This window comes from Nocardia sp. NBC_00403 (genome assembly GCF_036046055.1).
GTDB lineage: Bacteria > Actinomycetota > Actinomycetes > Mycobacteriales > Mycobacteriaceae > Nocardia.
The window spans coordinates 6,628,505-6,645,909 of the sequence record NZ_CP107939.1; the positions used below are offsets into that span (position 1 = coordinate 6,628,505).

Consider the following 17,405-nt stretch of genomic DNA (forward strand, 5'->3'; position numbering starts at 1 on the left):
CACCATGAGCAGAGCTCTCATCATCGTCGACGTACAGAACGACTTCTGCGAGGGCGGTTCGGTGGCCGTCGCAGGCGGGGCCGTGTTGGCCGAACGGATCAGCGAGTATCTGCGCGTCAGCGACTACGCCGCGATCACCGCCACCCGCGACTACCACATCGACCCCGGTGCGCACTTCTCCGACAACCCGAACTTCGTCGACACGTGGCCGCCACACTGCCGAGCCGCCACCCCCGGTGCCGACTTCCACCCGAACCTGAACACCGCGCCGATCGACGAGGTCTTCTTCAAAGGCGCCTACGCCGCCGCCTATTCCGGGTTCGAGGGCGCCACCAAAGACGGCACGGGCCTCGCGGACTGGTTACGCAACAAGGGAATCGACACCGTGGATGTCTGCGGCATCGCCACCGACCACTGCGTTCGCGCCACCGCCTTGGATGCCCGCGTCGCCGGGTTCGACACCCGGGTGCTCCTGGGTCTGTCCGCCGGCGTCTCCCCTGCCAGCATCGATCGGGCCCTGGACGAACTTCGTGAGGCGGGCGTAAAGATCGCCGTAGACATCGAGAGTTGATTGGGACACCCCGGGTGACCGGGCGCGCCACCGGGACGCGGTACGGGCACGTTGGGACGTAACGCCACGCGTACAGGCACCCGGAATTCGAGCACGCGAGCCTGGCCATCACGCCTCCCACTTCATCCGCCGACGGCGGTGGGGTGGGCGTAGCGGCTCCGGCGAAACCGGCAGGCCGCAATCTGACCAGCACAAGAACGCTGCCGCACCCTCGCCGATCTCATTGCGCGCTTTCGCGGACATGCGTTCACGACCAGGGAAGACCGCTGCGAGGAATCGATGGATCAGCCGACGATCTTGCGGGAGAGCAGCGTCGAGCACGTCCTAGAAGGGTCGCGCAGAGGTCCCTGGAAACAGCGATTTTCGACGGTTTGATCTACACCAGTTCGGTACTGAGCTACTGGAGCTCACGGCAACGGAGCCACCGAACCTATCGCGCAGTCGCGCGGACAAAGTCGACAACAACTGCGGCGAGTTCTTCGCTCTTGTCCTCTTGGAGGAAGTGCGCTGCGGAGGTGATGGTGACCGGTGGATGTCCGGCGGCACCAGGGATTTTCGAGCACAACACCTTATCTCCGCCGCGGGTGATCGGATCAGAGTCCGAGAAAGCACACAGGAACGGACGCTCGAAGGTCTCCAAGGCAGCCCACGCGGCCCGGTTGGCGGGCGCAGCAGGATCCTCCGGACTGACCGGAACCAGTAGCGGGAACTGGCGGGCGCCCTGCTTGTAAGTGTCGTCAGGGAACGGAGCATCGTATGCGGCGATGACCTCGGGGGTGAGGTCGGTCAGGCAGGCACCGTTGACGATCTTCCCGGCTTGAAAGTTGGGCGTCTCCTGGCTGAAGCGCTGCCAAGCCAGGAACGCATCGCCGGGATGGCGGTCACCTGTCGGCAGAAACGTGTTCGCGGCGACGACCCTTGCGAAACGTTCGGAATGTTCACCGACCAGGCGCAGACCGATCAATCCACCCCAGTCCTGGCACACCAGGGTGATCCCGTCGAGGCCGATCGCCTCGACCGCAGCCCAGGTCCACTCGACGTGAGCCTGGTAGGTGTAGGCGTCACGGTCGGCCGGCTTGTCGCTGCGGCCGAAACCGACCAGGTCGATCGCGATCGCGCGCAGGCCGGCCGCCACCAGGGCCGGGATCATCCGCCGGTACAGGTACGACCAGGACGGTTCGCCGTGCAGCAGCAGCACGACCTCCCCATCGGGCGGGCCTTCGTCCAGGTAGTGCACCCGCAGCATGGTCCCGTCACCGGCCGCCACCTCGACGTAGTGCGGTTCGAACGGGAAGCCGGGTAGCCCTGCGAACCGCTCGTCGGGCGTCCTCAATATCCGCATGGCCCAATCCTTTTCGCCGAGAAGTGCTAGCTGCCGTTGCTGTAGACGCGACTCGGTTCGACGAGAACTACGGCGCGACGTTCCGCTGCCATCACCCGGTCGTACTCGTCCCAGTCGTCGTGCTCACCACCGGCGGCCGTGAACACATCGCGCAGAAGCAGGCGCACCCCCTCGGCGTCGATCCATGGCTGAGGATCGTCGGGACCGACGATCTGGGCGCTGCCCTCGACCGTTGCCCATGCCCAGCCTCGCCGAAAGGTAGTGGTTACCTGCGGTCGAACACGGAGATTGGCGAGTTTCACCTTGCCGTAGGTAACGAAGCCCAGGACCGGCTCGCCCGACACCGGATGAACCAGCAGCCCGACATTGACCACCGTGGACTGGATGGTGTCGTCGGATCGGAGGGTCGAGACGACGGCGAGCCCGTTCTCATCACGCGCGAGCTCCGCCGCCTGTGCCAGTGTGGTCATCACATCTCCCATGGTTGTGTGCCCACCAGATCGTCGCATGCTTCGTTGCGCGCTCGCCAGAACAACGCTCCGGCCGTATCCCAGCCCGGCTGCCGCTCCCGCCGCGAGCCGGCCCCCTCATCACCAGGCGATGGCGTGGGCAAAGCCGGAACGAGGGCGAAACGACCGGGGCATCCCGGCGGCATCATCGCGGCCGCGAACTGCTCGACGGAGTCTTCGATGTCGCGCACCACCGAAGACTCCGCCCCTTTCCTCTTCGCTGCCCCGCCCCAGCCGCGTGATCGATAACCGTCCGGCTATCGTCCCGGTGGGGTGGTCCGGCGCCGCCAGAGCATCAGGCCGCTGAAGACCAGGCCCAGCACGGCGACCCCGCCCACGATGATCATCGCCGAGCCGGTGATGGAGATCCCACTGCTGTTCTCGGCGGCAGAGGTAGCTGATGGCTCGTTATCGTTGGCGGAGGGCTTCTCGTTCGTCGACTGCGTGGCGTTCTCGCCGAGGACCCCGCCTGCCGTGGCCGCCCGGTAGCGCGGGCCAGAGTCGGCGGTGCCTGCCACCGTGACGTCCAGGCGGATCGGCACCGGCCCACCTGCCCCTTCCGTATGGGCAGGACCGAGCTTCACGGCGATGTAGTACCAGCCTGCGATGCTCTGGTTGCGGTCCTGGGCCTGCGCGGCCGTGCGGTTGTTGTAGCGCACCGGCACCGTCGCGAGCGCGGGCTTACTGGTCGGCAACACGTGGGCCTCGCCGTTGTACGACGTGAAGTCGTTATCGATCTCTTCACGCAACGGCGAGTACAGCGTCGTCGTGATCGTCGAGAGGCCGTCGATACCATGACTGCCGGTCTCCTGGTACTGCACGCGGTAGGCCAGGCCTTGGCCCCAGTCCAGCTTGACGCGATAGAAGACGAACTCGCCGCGCTGCAGGGTGTCGGTGTAGCTACCGGAGCCGTTCAGGGCGCCTGCCACATTGAACGAGCCGCCGCCGGCCGCCGGCACGCTGCCGCCGGCGGGTTCGGTGAAGGCCGTCTTTGCGGTGGCGGCCGGGGGCCCGGCGTCAGTCACTGCGGGCTCGATCCCGACGAGGAGCTCGATCGGCATCCGCTCGGGCATGTTGTCGGCAATACCGCTCCACTCGGGCACGAAGTAGTAGCGGCCGCCGCCACGGCACTTGTCGGAGCTGGTGTTGCCGGTCTTCGCCTTGGTTGCGCCGTCCCAGGTCTTGGCCACGGTCAGCGCCGCGCCGTGACTGGAATTGACGACCGACTCGAATTCGAACCCGTTGCAGTCCTCGCCGTCGGCGCCGTAGACCCGGACATCGAGCTCACTGGTGTCACCGTTCGGTTTGTCGTGGTGCACCCGGGGAAAGGACAGGGTGCCACTGAAGTAGGCGGTCGCCCCCTGTGGCACGTCCACTGCGTAGTAACGCTTTTCCTTCTGACCGATCGTGTCCAGGTACTGACCCGGTGTGGCCACCGGCGCGTTGCGATAGGTCGCGGTGCCGGTGATGGGCGTGCCCACCGGCTTGTAGGTCCGCAACGCCGCCTGGCTCACCCGGGGCAGGACCCGCTCCAGGGCTGCGCCATCCGCAGCATCGGTGTAAGTGCCGCCGGTCGTCTGCGCGATGCAGGTCAACTGTGCGCGGGACTTCGCATCCACCCCGAACCCGATCGCGTGGATCACGACCTTGACCCCTTGTTGGTTCAACTCGCGCGCCACCTCACACGGATCCGGTGGCGCACAAGTGTCTTCACCATCGGAGACCAATACGATCGACCGCGGACCCGACTGTGGCAACGCCTCCGCGGCCTTGCGCAGTGCGGCGCCGATGGGTGTATAGCCACTCGCCTCGATCCCGTCCACCGCGGATGTCAACGCACCCCTGTCGATGGTTTCGGCACCCCGCAGGAGCCGCACGTCCCGACACCCGGTCGCCTTCTCCGCATCCGACGAACCTGTGCCCGTCCCATACACGGTCAAACCGACCATCGACTCGGCCGGCGCCACACCCACGAAGGTCCGCACCGCCGTCTTGGCCGCGTCCATCTTCGACCCACCACCGGGATCCGCCGCTTGCATCGACCCCGACGCGTCCAACACCAGCATCGTCGGGGCATACGCCGGCTCCCCCTCCTGAGCCTGCACCGGGAACGCGACCGACGACATGCCGACAACCCCGGCAGCGATCAACAGCAACTTCGCGAATCTCGACATAATCTCCAACGCCCGTGTTCGAACAAGATCAGTCGACCTTACGCACGCGAACCGGAAAGCGAGTCATTTGTAATGAAGGTTGCAGATCGACAGGGCCTAGGCCCGCGGGGAATCTCGACTCATCCCGAACTGCGGGACTGTGGATCTAATGGTGGTTCCGGCTCGATTCGCTGAACGAAGTTCAGCGGAAGGTGCCACCATGACGACACTTGATGCGGTGACGAGGAAGAAGAAGCCTGCGGAGGCTTCCGCTGAGGCGTTGGCCGCCCAAGAGCTGGTGCGGATGGCCAAGGAGCAGGGGTTGTCCCTGACCGGGCCGGACGGGCTGCTCAAACAGTTCACCAAGACCGTCCTCGAGACCGCGTTGAACGAGGAGATGACCGACCACCTCGGGTTCGACAGGAATCAGGCGCCCGAGGTCCGGGAAACGACCAACGTGCGCAACGGAATCCGGCCCAAGACGGTGCTGACCGAGGCGACCGGGCAGGTGCAGATCGACGTGCCCCGTGACCGGGAGGGCACCTTCGAGCCGCAGATCGTCAAGAAACGCCAGCGGCGGTTGACCGGTGTGGACGAGATCGTGTTGTCGCTGTATGCGAAAGGCTTGACCACTGGCGAGATTTCGGCGCATTTCGCCGAGATCAATGGCGCTTCGGTGTCGAAGGAGACGGTGTCTCGGATCACCGACAAGGTCGTCGCCGAGATGACCGATTGGGCCAAACGGCCCTTGGACACCGTGTATGCCGCGATCTTCATCGATGCCATCGTTGTGAAGGTCCGCGACGGTCAGGTTGCCAACCGCCCGATCTATGCCGCGATCGGTGTCACCGTCAACAGGGAGAAGGACGTCCTCGGGTTGTGGGCCGGGACCGGCGGTGAGGGCGCGAAATTCTGGATGAGCGTTCTCACCGACATCCGCAACCGTGGATGCAGGGACGTGTTCTTCCTGGTCTGCGACGGGTTGAAAGGGCTGCCCGACGTGGTCGGCAATGTGTGGCCGCCGGCGACGGTCCAAACGTGCATCATCCATCTGATCCGCAACACTTTCAGGCTGGCCGCCCGCCAGCACTGGGACGCGTTGCGCCGCGATGTGAAACCGATCTACACCGCCGTCAACGCCGACGCGGCACAGGTAGCGCTCGACGGGCTCACTGAGCGGTGGGGCACGAAATACAGTGCGATAGTTAGACTTTGGCGCAATGCGTGGGAGGAGTTCATTTCCGTTCCTCGACTACGATATCGAGATCCGGCGGGTGATCTGCTCCACGAATGCGATCGAGTCGTTGAACGCCCGCTACCGGCACGCGATCAAGGCCCGCGGGCACCGAGCAAGCTGCGCTGAAATGCTTGTATCTGGTGACCCGGTCCCTGGACCTGTAGTACCTGATCGGGCCGGGTGCTCGCCGCGGATCGAGCGGCTGAGAACACGCCTCGTAGATGTGGATGAGGTCACTGGCATGAACAGCAGTGCGGATAACCGCCGCCGCCGTGACGGCTTCTGTGGTCACCGCGGCGCCACCAGCGGCGGCAGGCTCCGCGGCAGCACCACCAGTTACGACGGCTAGGACCCCGACGACCGCGTGGCCGCGGAGTTGGCGTTCGATTTCGGCACGCAGATTGGTGGCCTGCCAGGTGGAGCGGTGCTCGGAAACCACCTCGATGACCCGCACCCCGAGCGCAAATAACACCCCACAGGCTGGTCAGACGATCCTGCTTCCTGGTGGGTGCGATTTGAGGCAAACGCCTCATGCGACCACGGAGGCGGCGGACCGATGATCAGGGCATGACAAAACGAGTTCAGGAATCACGAAGATCATCGGTCATGACCGATTTGACATTCGAACCACCGACTGTCGAGCGGTTCGGTACGCGCACTTCAGATCACGCACATGGAGTGCCGGGCGGCGGGCGGGTCGATGCAGTCAACGTGGGCCAGCACGTCGGGGCGCGGCAGATTCTCCAGGAGCTGTCGCTGTCGGTCGAACCAGGCGAGTTGGTCGCCATTGCCGGCGGCAGTGGAGCAGGAAAGAGCACATTGCTGGAGATCCTCGCGGGACTGCGACCACCGTCTGTCGGGGAGGTTCGGCATGACGGCGTCGTTCGCGGGGCCCGAGTCAACGCCGATTCCCGTATCGGCTACGTGCCCCAGAATGACATCATCCACCTCGAGATGCCTCTGCGCCGCACGCTGCGCTACGCGGCGCGGCTACGGCTGCCCGCAGGCACATCGGCGGCCGAGGCGGACCGGGTAGTCGAGGAGACCATGCATGACCTCGACCTGGCTGATCGGGCCGAGGTGCCGGTCCGTGCGCTCTCCGGCGGCCAGCGCAAGCGGGCCAGTATCGCCGTGGAACTACTGACCCGGCCACACCTTTTCTTCCTCGACGAACCCACCTCCGGGCTCGATCCGTCGACCGCAGCCGACGTGATGCGCCTGCTGCGCCGACTCAGCCAGCGCGGGGTCACAGTCGTCCTCACGACGCATGAGCCGGCCGGCATCGACCGGTGTGATCGGGTGGTATTCCTGGCGCGCGACGGCCACCTGGCCTTCACCGGCAGCCCGACCGAGGCTCGGCGCTACTTCGGCGTGCAGGATCTCGCCGAGGTGTACGACCGGCTGGCTCGTGAGCACACCCCTCAGATCTGGGCGGAGCGATTCGCGGACAGCGGTGGGAAGTCGAAAGCCCGTCCTGGCTTGGCTCCACTGCCCCCCATTCCGGCCACCCGTTCAGACGTCAAGCGCACGGGCATGGTCCGGCAATGGTGGCTACTTACACGACGCAATGTTGATGTTCTCCTTCGCAACCGGCTGACCCTGGCGGTCCTACTCGGCTCACCGGTACTGGTCACTGCGATGATGGCGACGCTGTTCAAGCGTGGCGCGTTCGAGCCACGTAGCGCAGCCGACCTCGGCCCGGCCCAGATCGTGTTCTGGATCGCATTCGCAGGCTTCTTCTTCGGCCTTACGTATGGCCTGCTCCAGATCGTCGGGGAGATGGCCGTCTTCCGGCGGGAGCGCCTGGCCGGGCTCAGCGTGGGCGCCTACGTGGCATCCAAGGTGACAGCGCTGCTTCCGGTGCTGGCTGGAGTGAGCGCGGTGCTCCTCGGTGTGCTGCGGGCGCTAGGTCGGCTCCCCGCCGTTGGATGGGACACGTCCGCCTTCCTGTTTGTGACGATTGTGATCGAGGCGACCTCGGCCCTGGCCCTCGGATTGCTCGCCTCGGCCGCGGTCTCCAACGCCGCGCAGGCCGCCCTCGCCCTGCCGATGCTCTGCTTCCCTCAGGTTCTGTTCGGTGGCGCCATAGTCCCCGTTGACGAGATGGCCCTCCCCGGACGCCTGATGAGCCTCGGCCTATCCAACCGTCACGCATTCGAAGCACTAGGTCGCGACCTGGATCTCGACCGGTACACCGCCACGCTGCCGGCCATGTCCGCCTACGGCGACACCTTCCACGGAGGCACCGGCGCCAGTCTCTTCGCGCTCGCCTCGTTTGCCGTTGGCCTCATGCTGGCCACGGTGTGGGTCTTGGACCGGCGGTCCCGGCCCGGCGCATCCCGGCGATGACGGCCCCGCACAGTCGGTCCCGCCAGATGTCTGAACAGATGTCGGCGGGCCGCGAGCGTGCGGCACCAACGATGTTCCGCCTTCCGAGCGCACAGCCTGACGTTAAGACCGGCCCGTCAATATGATGTCTGGGCCACGAACTGCACGCGCGCCGTCGGCTCGGCCAACCCAGTCCGGTAATCGGGTCCCGACTGTGCTCATCAGCCGGATCTCCGCCGCGCTTCGCATGCCGCCCTGCCAGTCCACCAGCCCGTCCACCCGGACGCGCATCGACCACGCACTGCGCCATGTGACGTCAATATCGCACCGGCCAGCATCATTGGTGGTTGCCGAGCTGACGTACCTGGCGCAGCGGATACTTCAACTTCCCACGGCCGCAGTGACCGGGAAGCCCGCCAGACCCCGATCGATCGCGGCGAGACTGGCCTGCGTGCGGTTATTGACGCCGAGCTTGGCGTAGATACGTTCGACATGGTTGCGTGCCGTTTTCTCGGCGATGAATAGTTCGGCGGCGATTTCTCGGTTCGACCGGCCCTGCGCGACGAGTCGCAGGATCTCGACCTCGCGGTCGGTCAGCCCGGCCGGCCAGGGCGTCCGCCGCGATACACGCTGCCCGGCCGCTGCAAGCACGGCCGCCACCGACTTGGCGTCGAGGCGTCCGGCGCGCGCCTCCTCTCGCAACTGATCGGCAGCGCCGCGAGGATCGAGCGCCGGCCGGTGTGGACGCGGCTCGAGCAGTCGCTGATAAGCCTCCGCCGTGGCAAGCAGCCGGTCCTGCGTGGTCAACTCCGCGCCGGCAATCCCCCGGGGAAAGCCGGACCCGTCGATCCGTTCCCGGTGCTTCATCGCGACGGACACCACCGACTCCAAGCCGTTAACTCGGCTCAGTATCCGGCCGGTCAGATCCGGATACATCCGTACCCGTTCCCATTCAGCCGTAGTGAGCGGCCCCTTCTTCTCCCAGATCTGGTTGGACACTCCCATTTTGCCGAGGCCGTGCACGAGGCCGGCACGGTAGAGATGCTTGATGTCCGACGGCGACATGCCCAGGTGTCGGGCTGCCGCGGCCACCAGGTTCGCGACGCCACGCGAATGCCCCAGGGTGAACGGAGATTTGAGATCGACGAAATCAGCCATGGCCTCGAGTAACTCGTCGCTCTCCTCGTCCGTCAGGGTTCGGTCGCGATCCGGTGCTTGGGCCAACGCCACGGTCCAGACGTCCATTTCGAGCAACCCGTCCACGATCGACGCCGCGTCACGATCGAACACCGCCACCACGGCCGGGCTGAACTGACTGCCGCGCCGAGAACGGAGAACATCCTTCGCGTGCTCGAGCCCACCCGTCCGCAGGTGCACCTCGACGACGTCTGCCACGTGAGCGATGTGGATCTCGACCGGGATATCCTCTCCGCGAGAACCGTTGGGCAACCCCCGGCCATCCCAGCGCTCGAAGACGTAGGCCAGCGCCTTTCCGACCTGCCCGTCTAAGCCCATCCGATCGGAGAGAACCCCGGCGGAACTGCAATGCGATTGGATCAGTGTGGCAACCTGGCTGCGAGCCGTGACCAGAAAGGCGGTGGCACGGATGCCGCGCTCCCAGCCTGGCAATCCGCGTCCAACATGACTCATAATCAGCCGCAGAAACGGCAGGCCGGTCATGTCCACCGCGTAGGTGTCGGCCCGGAAGGCGATGTCGTCGCCGAAGAGCGCCGAGAGTTCGTGGGAGTCGGCGTGACAACCGATCCACCCGACCAGATTGGCGTAGTACACAGTCGCTCGCTGCTGCAGGTCGAGGCCCATCCGCTCGGCGATCCGTGTCGCGATCAAGGACGACCGAAGCATGTGTTCCATCGGCTGACCCAGACCGAGGTCGATCGCCAGCGATATCGCGGCCAGCAGTTCGGCTCTGCTCAGACCCTTTGCCGAGCCGGGCAGCGTCCCGTGCGGGTGCATTTTCCCATTGTCCACCTGAACAACGGCCATGTCGGCGCGAAAGACGAGACCACCGGCCTCATGACTCCCACGGGCCCCAGCGCACACATCGTTGGTCGTTTACACGCCGTCGCGGCAGCGGACAGTGGCGCGGGCACGTGGTCGAGGTGGAGACCGGGCTGCCGCCGGATCCGGTGCCGGGCGCGCGGCCGCGGAACGGTTACGGCCGGCGGTGACGTCGCTGTCGCAGCTGCAGCGGAAGCAGCCTGCGTCTTCCTGACGCTGGGCGCTGCGCTCACCTGCTTCAAGAAGCTGATCAAGGCGAAACCTGCGACGTGAGACACCGCCTTAATGAAGTAGGTGTCGCCGATGAACCTGATCATCCGCTCGACCTGACCCCTGTGGTTCGGTCCGGGTGATCTGGCCCCGTGGTAGCGATCCATGGTTGTGAGAGTTGAGGCAGAGTGATCGCCAGGAGGACTGGCAAGGAGACGCTATTCCGGCTTCGAGTAGCCGAATCCCACTTCACTCGGTGCCCTACTGCTCTCGGCCACCACCGGCCCCGAACCGACACGTAATCCGCTGGTGAACCGACGCAGCGGCACCGGCCACTGCTTTACTGCCGAGCGCAGGTCAGCGCTGAGAAACGCATGCTTGTTCGCGATGGTCTTTGGCGCGTTGCCCGTGCCTTGTCCAGGTAGACAATCCAGACTGCGTCCGTGACGGCGTCACCACCCGTTCCGGTGACGGTAGCGGTGACCGAGATGACGTTGGCCGCCACCCGCCACGAGCGGCTGCGAAACGAGTTGGGTCACAGCGTGGAACCGGTTGCGCGACACCATCGAACGTGCCACCGCCAAACCCATCTACAGGCTGCCGATAGTCAGGTTGTGAATCTCCTAACTCACGTAAACTTTCGATTCGCTGATCTGTCCCCGCGAACCCCCGCGCAGCAACTGATAGCGACGAAACCTCGGCCGCTTTGTTACCGTTCCGCCGTGCCAGGCAGCCGTGACCACCGTCCGTTCCGAGAAATACTCGCTGAACTGGATGCGGCGTTTGCGCAGGCGAAGCGACCGACACGCATCGACGCCTGTCCCTGCTGCACCACGGCCGAAGAAGTCGCCGTCCTGCTGAGCAAACCACGAAGGATGCTGGGCGCTGACGATCTCCAGCACTACGCGACCAGTTCGATGACGACGATGGGGTCGGCCGCGGACCTGCGGTACTTCACGCCGCGCATTCTGGAGCTGTGCCACACCGGCGCACTGAACTGGCCCGATATCGAGATCGTGTACGACCACCTGCGTCGCGGCGACTGGAAATCATGGCCGGAGGCAGGCGTCATAGCCGAACTGATGGACGCACTGTGGGACGACGTTCTCACCGAATACCCGGCATTCGAGGATCCCGCAGCGTTGTTGTGCGCGTTGGGAAGAGCAGCCGACAGCGTCGCCCCATATCTGACGAGCTGGTCGCGGCTGGAGACTTCCGCAGCCATTCATCACCTGCGTGACTTCCTCATCGACGACGTCGCTCTTCGGCACGGCGCACTGGTACCGACCAATGCCTTCTGGGACCCCACCGGCAACCCGCACAGCGAGGTTGTCCGGTGGCTCAACAGCAAGGGAACCCGCCAAGCTATAGACCGAGCGTTCACCCGTACAACAGACCCTGAGCTGCTGGAGTTGCTCGCCGAATCCCACGATGTGCTGACAGTGGTGGACGCAGATTCACGGCCCAAGCCGGGTCGACCGTCCGGCTGAGCCGACCCCGAAGCTGGTGATGCCAGCAGGCAACCAACCACGCCGATGACAGGCCGACCAATCACCACCTCCGCCAAGGCCGATCTTCGTCGAGCCACAGGTGGCAGCGCCGCCTTGAACATGGAAGCGCACGGTTTGCCCACGCCATGGGCGTGATCAGCTACCGAGTCGCTGGCCGCGCCTCGCCCTGACCAGGCCGGGCGCTGAACTTTACTTTCTTTTCGGAGGAACTACTTCCTTTTTATTTGCTCCCGGCGGTAGCCTCCCAGTTGCAGCTGCCGCTATCGAAGCACTCTTGTGGCATTGGAGTTCGTGTGCTGGAAATTCATCACTTCAGCTATGGATTGGTCACGCCCGTCCTCGCCTACGTCATGTCGGTCGTCGGTTCACTGCTGGGCCTACGATGCGTGGCCCGGTCCCGGATCGGCGCCGGACACCCTGGCTGGCTTGTCGCCGCGGCGGTCGCACTCGGCGGCACCGGGATCTGGGTCATGCATTTCATCGCGATGCTCGGCTTCTCGATCAACGGAGCGTCGATCCGATACAACGTGCCGATCACATTGCTCAGCGCGATCATCGCGATGGTGGTGGTGTGGATCGGGCTGTCGATCGTGAACCGGCGGCCCAAAAGGGCGTCCGCACTGTTGGGCGGCGGCACGGTTACTGGCCTAGGTGTGGGGACTATGCACTACTCGGGCATGTACGCGATGAATTCCGACGCAATCATCGACTACGACATGCGAATAGTGGCGCTATCGATCGTCATCGCGGTGGTCGCGGCGACCGCGGCGCTGTGGTTCACCCTGCACGTGCGTGGCTGGTTCGCCACCGGCGGCGCGGCCCTGATCATGGGGGTGGCGGTGTGCGGTATGCACTACACCGGCATGGCTGCCATGCGCGCACACCATGCGATGCACCTGTCCCCGCCCTCCGGCGCCGGAGCAGTGCAGCTGCTGACCCCACTTATCACCATCGTCAGCATCGTGGCAATGGGACTTCTCCTCCACCTCGGCGTCACCAATGTGGGCGAATTCGGCGAGACAGCGGACGACACGGCGCCCCATGGCTACTGGCCGACCCGCTGAGCGTGTGCCCAGCCGCTCCACCCGGCCCAATATCCGTCTGCCGACCCCGCGGACCCTCGCCCCGCCCGGCCCGACGGGGCGCCATTCGTGCGCTGCGATCAGGAGTTTCCGGCGATGATCACTTCGGGGATGCCGGTGCCGAGGGCTACGGCTACGCAGGTCGGCGCAGCTGCGTGTGCCGGATCCAGCACGGTGAGCAGCAGTTGCTGCACGAACGGGTCGTAGACCATATGGAAATGACCGGTCAGGTCCGCGGAACACAGATCCTGTAGGGCGATATTGCGCGCGCCTGGACCGTGCAGCGCAATGTTCTCGAAGGGCTGGATCATCTCGTCGACCCGACTGCCGATGGTGGTGTACTGCACCCCGGGGACCGTGTCACCGCCGGCATTGAGTTCGATCATGAGCGGCGAACCCTGCGCCTGCTGCACCGCCGCCAGCGAAGTCACCAGCTGAAATGCCTGCAGCGCGCCGGGAATCGCCTGCGCGACCGGCACCAGTCCGTACATCACCCCGCCGTAGCTCGGGGACGCGATGCCGACCCACTGGACGACCTTGGGTGCGCCGCCGAGCTTGTTGATGTAGAGGCGAGTCACGTTGGCGCCCTGGGAGAACCCGACGAGATCGACCTGCGTCGCTCCGGTGGCGGCGAGCACGTCGTCGACGAACGCACCGATCTGGTGCGCGCCCAACCACAGATCCTCGGTTCCGTAGCTTTCCGCCCCCGGCTTGCCGCCGTAGTTGAGCGCGAAAACGCAGAAGCCTGCCGCGGTGAGCTGCGGCGCGATGGCCGACCAGTCCGAGTACGCGGTGGAATCGGTGCCGTGCGCGAGCACCACCGGCCGTGGGTGGGCGGCGGTCGGAGCGCAGCCGAAATCGTTGGTCCCTGCGGGAACCGCGTTCGGGTGCGTCTTCAGATACGTCGCGGCGGCCAGGTGATCCGGTTGCGGCGGAGCGGGTTCGGTGGGCACGTCCGCAGGCCGATAGCCCGCAGGTTCAGCCCCTGCTGTGGTAGGCGCCGCGCCGGAGCCGACGATGACGGCTCCGGCCAGCGCGCTGACTAGCGCGACACGACACAATTGTGAACAACCCCAACCCCACAATCCACCTGACTGTTCCATCTCACAATGATCCACCCGAAAGGGTGTGAAATGCGCGCTGGGAAGAGGTGTTTCACACTTCTGTTAGCTAGCGACGGCTATGACTTCTCAGGGCTTTCATCCTCGGCGAGGATGCGGTATAGCGCCTTGCGCGCCTCGGTGAGCACCTCGGCCGCCTTGGTCGCCTGCGCGGGAGTGCCCGCCGCCGCGACCTGCCCGACAGCACCCATCAACTGGCCGACCAGCCCGCGCAGATCGATGGCCTGTGCGCCGACGCCTTCCTTGATGTCTGCCCACGGGTCGCCGAGCTCGTCCCGATTCGCCGTGACGTACTCGGTGCCGGTTTCGGTGAGCTTCGCGGTCTTGCGACCCGCCACCTTCTCGATGAGCACCAGACCCTCGTCCTCGAGCTGCGCAAGCGCGGGGTAGATGGACCCCGGGCTCGGCCGCCAGACGTCGTCGCTGCGCTCCCTGATCTGCTGGATGAGTTCGTATCCGTGCATCGGCCGCTCGGTGAGCAGCAGCAGCACGGCCGCACGCACGTCACCGCGCCGACCTCGGCCACCGCGGCCGCGTCCACGGCCGAAGTGCGGTCCGAAACCGGGGCCGAAGCCCGGACCGAACTCGGGACCGAAGCCGTGCCGCCCACCGCGACGATGCTGATGTCGCTCGGGTCCGCACTCTTCTACCCCTGGCCGGTTCCATCGGCCACGCCGTCCGAAATCTCGTTGTTCCCTGCTTTCCATGATTGCCTCCTCAGGCTTTCGCGTTCGGTTCATGTTATCGACGATATATCGACAATGCATCGCCGACAAGAGTGAGGGTCGACACAAACCAACCGGACGGATAAACAAGAGGCCGCACACCGATTCGATGCGCAGCCCTGAGACAAGCGACGTACCGCTCTCCGCCCAGCAGCCAGCCCCCTTGGAAGCCCGTCGGAACACGACGTGATAGCCGGATATGACCCCTTGGCCTGATAACAATGTTATCCGCAGTAGATTAACGCAGCTATGGACGGCAGTCGGCGTACAGCAGATCCGGACCCACGTCAAAAAATCATCGAAGCGAGCCTGCAGCTGCTGGAAGAAGGCGGCAGCGAGGCGCTACAGGCCCGCCGTATCGGTGCCGAAATCGGCGCCTCGACCATGGCCGTGTACACCCATTTCGGCGGTATGCACCGGCTATTGGAAGCCATCGTCGCAGAAGCACTCGCCCGCTTCAGCGCGGCACTCGAGGCCGCGCCCGCCAGCGACGACCCGGTGGCCGACCTCTTCCGCATGAGCCACGCCTATCGGCAATACGCGCTGGCAAGTCCGCAGCGCTATCGACTGATGTTCCGGCTGGCCACGCCACCGAAACCGGGCCCGAAGCCGACAGTCTCGGCCGGCCGGGCCACACTGCCGGTCGGCGACACCGGTTTCGACGGACTGATTCGAACGGTCGAGCGAATCATCGCCGCCGAGCGGATTCGCGACGGTCCCGCGACCGACGTAGCCGGCCGGGTCTGGGGGTTGACCCATGGCATGGTGATGCTCGAACTCGCCGGGTACCTCGGGCCAGATGGACCGAGCATCGCCCACGCTCTCGACGCAACAATGCTCGACCTGCTCGTCGGCATGGGCGACGACCGCGATCGCGCGACACGGTCGCGGGCGCGCGCCATCGCGGATATCGAGCACGCGCGCGGAGCCGACGAATGACCCCACCGCATCTGAATCATCCAGGCGCAGCTGTGGGCCGGACCGAGATCACGACTGCAGTCCATCGATCCAGCGCTCCAGGCGTAGCCCCTCCGTGCGCATGAGCTCGGGGTCGCGGAAGGTGTTGGTGAGCAACGATATTCCCTGATACGACGCGACCAGGGCAACCGCCAGCTCGCCTGCATCGCTGCGCCCCATCGCTGCGAATTGCCGCTCGACCCAGTCGATCAACGCACGCATATTCGCCGCCGACTCCCGATCGAGGCCGTCGGCGCGCTTGCCGAGCTCGGTGGCCAATGTTCCCGTGGGACAGCCGAACTGAGCGGCCACCTCGCGCTGCTCGACCCAGCCCCGCACCAGCGCCTGTAACCGCTCCCGCGGCTGCTCGTGTTCTTCCAGCACGACGATCAGATCCTGGAGTGACCGCGCGTGCGCGCCGAGCGCCGCCTGGACCAGCTGATCCTTCGTTTTGAAGTAGTAGTACACATTGCCGACCGGCACCTCCGCGGCGGTGGCGATGTCGGCGATCGTCGTCTTCTCGACGCCCTGCCGATGGAACACCTCGGCCGCCGCAGCGGCCAGCCGCTCCCGCTTGCCTGTCATGCGCCCGCCTTCCTCCGAGTTAGTTATTCAACTGACTATAGACAGACTTCGGAACTTCGGCTACGTTCTCATTAGTCAGTCAACTAACTCAGGAGCTAAAGTGATCGTTGTAACCGGAGCAACCGGCAATGTCGGACGCACCCTCGTACAGACCCTCGCCGCGGCGGGCGAACAGGTGACCGCAGTGTCCCGCGGAACCACGCCGCCGGCACTGCCCGACGGCGTGCGCCACCAGCGCGCCGATGTGACCGAGCCCGAAACCCTCGCCCCCGCGTTCGCAGGCGCGAAGGCGCTCTTTCTGCACGACACCGGGACCAGCGCCCATCTGATGAACCCGCGGGCCATTCTCGAACTCGCGAAATCCGCCGGGATCCAGCGGGTTGTGCAGCTGTCCTCGCAAGGCGTCGCCACCCGACCGGAGTCGCCTTCGCACGGGCAGTTGGGACGATCGATCGAGGAAGCTGTGCTGGAGTCAGGGCTGGAGTGGACGATCCTGCGGCCCGGCGCCTTCGCCTCCAATGCGTACGCCTGGGTCGAGTCGGCCCGCACCCAGCGCACGGTCGCGGCGCCTTTCGGCGATGTCGGCCTGCCGGTCATCGATCCGGCCGACATCGCCGAAGTTGCCGCGGCAGCTTTGTGCGAGGACGGCCACGCCGGGCAGATCTATACGTTGACCGGTCCCGCCCCCAGCACACCGCGCCAGCGGGCCGATGAGCTCGGTGCTGCACTCGGCGAGCCGATCCGTTTCGTCGAGCAGACCCGCGAGGAGGCGCGCGCGCAGATGGTGCAGTTCATACCGGAACCGGTCGTCGAGACCACGCTGGCCATCATCGGCGCACCCACTCCGGCGGAGCAGCAGGTGTCCCCGGACGTCGCAAAGGTGCTCGGGCGCGCACCACACAGCTTCGCGGACTGGGCTCGGCGAAACGTGGTCGCGTTCAAGTAGTTCGGCTTGTTGACAGCGTTCGAGGGCGAATGCTGTCGGCTACACCACTACGGCGAGGAACAGTAAGACGCGGCGACAGCGGCGACCGGCAGACCGGGCGGCACAGCGC

14 protein-coding genes and 1 pseudogene are annotated in these 17,405 nt (G+C 65.5%); 7 read left to right on the plus strand and 8 right to left on the minus strand.

Going from position 1 to position 17,405, the window contains the following annotated elements:
- Positions 1 to 4 precede the first annotated feature (4 nt).
- Positions 5 to 571 (plus strand): nicotinamidase, encoded by a 567-nt coding sequence (locus OHQ90_RS29560; RefSeq protein WP_328403039.1) that lies wholly within the window; start codon positions 5 to 7, stop codon positions 569 to 571.
- Between the two features lie 430 nt (positions 572 to 1,001).
- Here the strand turns inward: OHQ90_RS29560 and OHQ90_RS29565 are convergent, their stop codons facing one another.
- The 4 genes from OHQ90_RS29565 to OHQ90_RS29580 form a co-directional block, all read right to left on the minus strand.
- Positions 1,002 to 1,913 (minus strand): haloalkane dehalogenase, encoded by a 912-nt coding sequence (locus tag OHQ90_RS29565; RefSeq protein WP_328403041.1) that lies wholly within the window; start codon positions 1,911 to 1,913, stop codon positions 1,002 to 1,004.
- A 26-nt stretch (positions 1,914 to 1,939) separates the two neighbouring features.
- Positions 1,940 to 2,383, minus strand: a complete 444-nt coding sequence (locus OHQ90_RS29570; RefSeq protein WP_328403043.1) for a TIGR03618 family F420-dependent PPOX class oxidoreductase — start codon at positions 2,381 to 2,383, stop codon at positions 1,940 to 1,942.
- Complete coding sequence (locus OHQ90_RS29575) at positions 2,383 to 2,613, minus strand: hypothetical protein (RefSeq protein WP_328403045.1); 231 nt, start codon at positions 2,611 to 2,613, stop codon at positions 2,383 to 2,385. The genes OHQ90_RS29570 and OHQ90_RS29575 overlap by 1 nt, the downstream gene beginning before the upstream one ends.
- 66 nt (positions 2,614 to 2,679) lie before the next feature.
- Complete coding sequence (locus tag OHQ90_RS29580) at positions 2,680 to 4,596, minus strand: vWA domain-containing protein (RefSeq protein WP_328403046.1); 1,917 nt, start codon at positions 4,594 to 4,596, stop codon at positions 2,680 to 2,682.
- A 199-nt stretch (positions 4,597 to 4,795) separates the two neighbouring features.
- Between OHQ90_RS29580 and OHQ90_RS29585 the strand changes: the two are divergent.
- Both OHQ90_RS29585 and OHQ90_RS29590 read left to right on the plus strand, forming a co-directional pair.
- Positions 4,796 to 5,970 (plus strand): annotated as a pseudogene (locus OHQ90_RS29585) (IS256 family transposase); the annotation flags it as partial.
- 373 nt (positions 5,971 to 6,343) lie between these two features.
- The gene (locus OHQ90_RS29590; RefSeq protein ID WP_328403047.1) at positions 6,344 to 8,161 is read left to right on the plus strand and encodes an ABC transporter ATP-binding protein/permease; all 1,818 of its coding nucleotides are present in this window, start codon (positions 6,344 to 6,346) and stop codon (positions 8,159 to 8,161) included.
- Between the two features lie 360 nt (positions 8,162 to 8,521).
- On the opposite strand, the gene OHQ90_RS29595 is transcribed toward OHQ90_RS29590, so the two are convergent.
- The gene (locus tag OHQ90_RS29595; RefSeq protein WP_328403048.1) at positions 8,522 to 10,114 is read right to left on the minus strand and encodes an HD domain-containing phosphohydrolase; all 1,593 of its coding nucleotides are present in this window, start codon (positions 10,112 to 10,114) and stop codon (positions 8,522 to 8,524) included.
- Between the two features lie 977 nt (positions 10,115 to 11,091).
- Between OHQ90_RS29595 and OHQ90_RS29600 the strand changes: the two genes are divergently transcribed.
- Complete coding sequence (locus tag OHQ90_RS29600) at positions 11,092 to 11,859, plus strand: hypothetical protein (protein WP_328403049.1); 768 nt, start codon at positions 11,092 to 11,094, stop codon at positions 11,857 to 11,859.
- A 314-nt stretch (positions 11,860 to 12,173) separates the two neighbouring features.
- Positions 12,174 to 12,944, plus strand: coding sequence for an MHYT domain-containing protein (locus OHQ90_RS29605; protein WP_328403051.1), 771 nt, complete (start codon positions 12,174 to 12,176; stop codon positions 12,942 to 12,944).
- Positions 12,945 to 13,042: 98 nt separating this feature from the next.
- On the opposite strand, the gene OHQ90_RS29610 is transcribed toward OHQ90_RS29605, so the two are convergent.
- Both OHQ90_RS29610 and OHQ90_RS29615 read right to left on the minus strand, forming a co-directional pair.
- Positions 13,043 to 14,065 (minus strand): esterase/lipase family protein, encoded by a 1,023-nt coding sequence (locus tag OHQ90_RS29610; protein WP_328403053.1) that lies wholly within the window; start codon positions 14,063 to 14,065, stop codon positions 13,043 to 13,045.
- A gap of 77 nt (positions 14,066 to 14,142) precedes the next feature.
- Complete coding sequence (locus OHQ90_RS29615; RefSeq protein ID WP_328403055.1) at positions 14,143 to 14,790, minus strand: PadR family transcriptional regulator; 648 nt, start codon at positions 14,788 to 14,790, stop codon at positions 14,143 to 14,145.
- A 267-nt stretch (positions 14,791 to 15,057) separates the two neighbouring features.
- Here OHQ90_RS29615 and OHQ90_RS29620 point away from each other — a divergent pair, with 267 nt between their 5' ends.
- Positions 15,058 to 15,747 (plus strand): TetR/AcrR family transcriptional regulator, encoded by a 690-nt coding sequence (locus tag OHQ90_RS29620; protein ID WP_328403057.1) that lies wholly within the window; start codon positions 15,058 to 15,060, stop codon positions 15,745 to 15,747.
- A gap of 48 nt (positions 15,748 to 15,795) precedes the next feature.
- On the opposite strand, the gene OHQ90_RS29625 is transcribed toward OHQ90_RS29620, so the two are convergent.
- Positions 15,796 to 16,350 (minus strand): TetR/AcrR family transcriptional regulator, encoded by a 555-nt coding sequence (locus OHQ90_RS29625; protein WP_328403059.1) that lies wholly within the window; start codon positions 16,348 to 16,350, stop codon positions 15,796 to 15,798.
- A 100-nt stretch (positions 16,351 to 16,450) separates the two neighbouring features.
- On the opposite strand from OHQ90_RS29625, the gene OHQ90_RS29630 reads away from it, so the two are divergent.
- On the plus strand, positions 16,451 to 17,296 hold the full coding sequence (locus tag OHQ90_RS29630; RefSeq protein ID WP_328403061.1) for an NAD(P)H-binding protein: 846 nt from the start codon (positions 16,451 to 16,453) through the stop codon (positions 17,294 to 17,296).
- Positions 17,297 to 17,405: the final 109 nt, after the last annotated feature.

Excerpts from the sequence above, each read along its gene's own strand:
- OHQ90_RS29560 (WP_328403039.1), top strand. The coding sequence starts at position 5 with ATGAGCAGAGCTCTCATCATCGTCGACGTACAGAACGACTTCTGCGAG.
- OHQ90_RS29565 (WP_328403041.1), bottom strand. The coding sequence starts at position 1,913 with ATGCGGATATTGAGGACGCCCGACGAGCGGTTCGCAGGGCTACCCGGC.
- OHQ90_RS29570 (WP_328403043.1), bottom strand. The coding sequence starts at position 2,383 with ATGACCACACTGGCACAGGCGGCGGAGCTCGCGCGTGATGAGAACGGG.
- OHQ90_RS29580 (WP_328403046.1), bottom strand. The coding sequence starts at position 4,596 with ATGTCGAGATTCGCGAAGTTGCTGTTGATCGCTGCCGGGGTTGTCGGC.
- OHQ90_RS29590 (WP_328403047.1), top strand. The coding sequence starts at position 6,344 with ATGCGACCACGGAGGCGGCGGACCGATGATCAGGGCATGACAAAACGA.
- OHQ90_RS29595 (WP_328403048.1), bottom strand. The coding sequence starts at position 10,114 with ATGCACCCGCACGGGACGCTGCCCGGCTCGGCAAAGGGTCTGAGCAGA.
- OHQ90_RS29610 (WP_328403053.1), bottom strand. The coding sequence starts at position 14,065 with ATGGAACAGTCAGGTGGATTGTGGGGTTGGGGTTGTTCACAATTGTGT.
- OHQ90_RS29615 (WP_328403055.1), bottom strand. The coding sequence starts at position 14,790 with ATGGAAAGCAGGGAACAACGAGATTTCGGACGGCGTGGCCGATGGAAC.
- OHQ90_RS29620 (WP_328403057.1), top strand. The coding sequence starts at position 15,058 with ATGGACGGCAGTCGGCGTACAGCAGATCCGGACCCACGTCAAAAAATC.
- OHQ90_RS29625 (WP_328403059.1), bottom strand. The coding sequence starts at position 16,350 with ATGACAGGCAAGCGGGAGCGGCTGGCCGCTGCGGCGGCCGAGGTGTTC.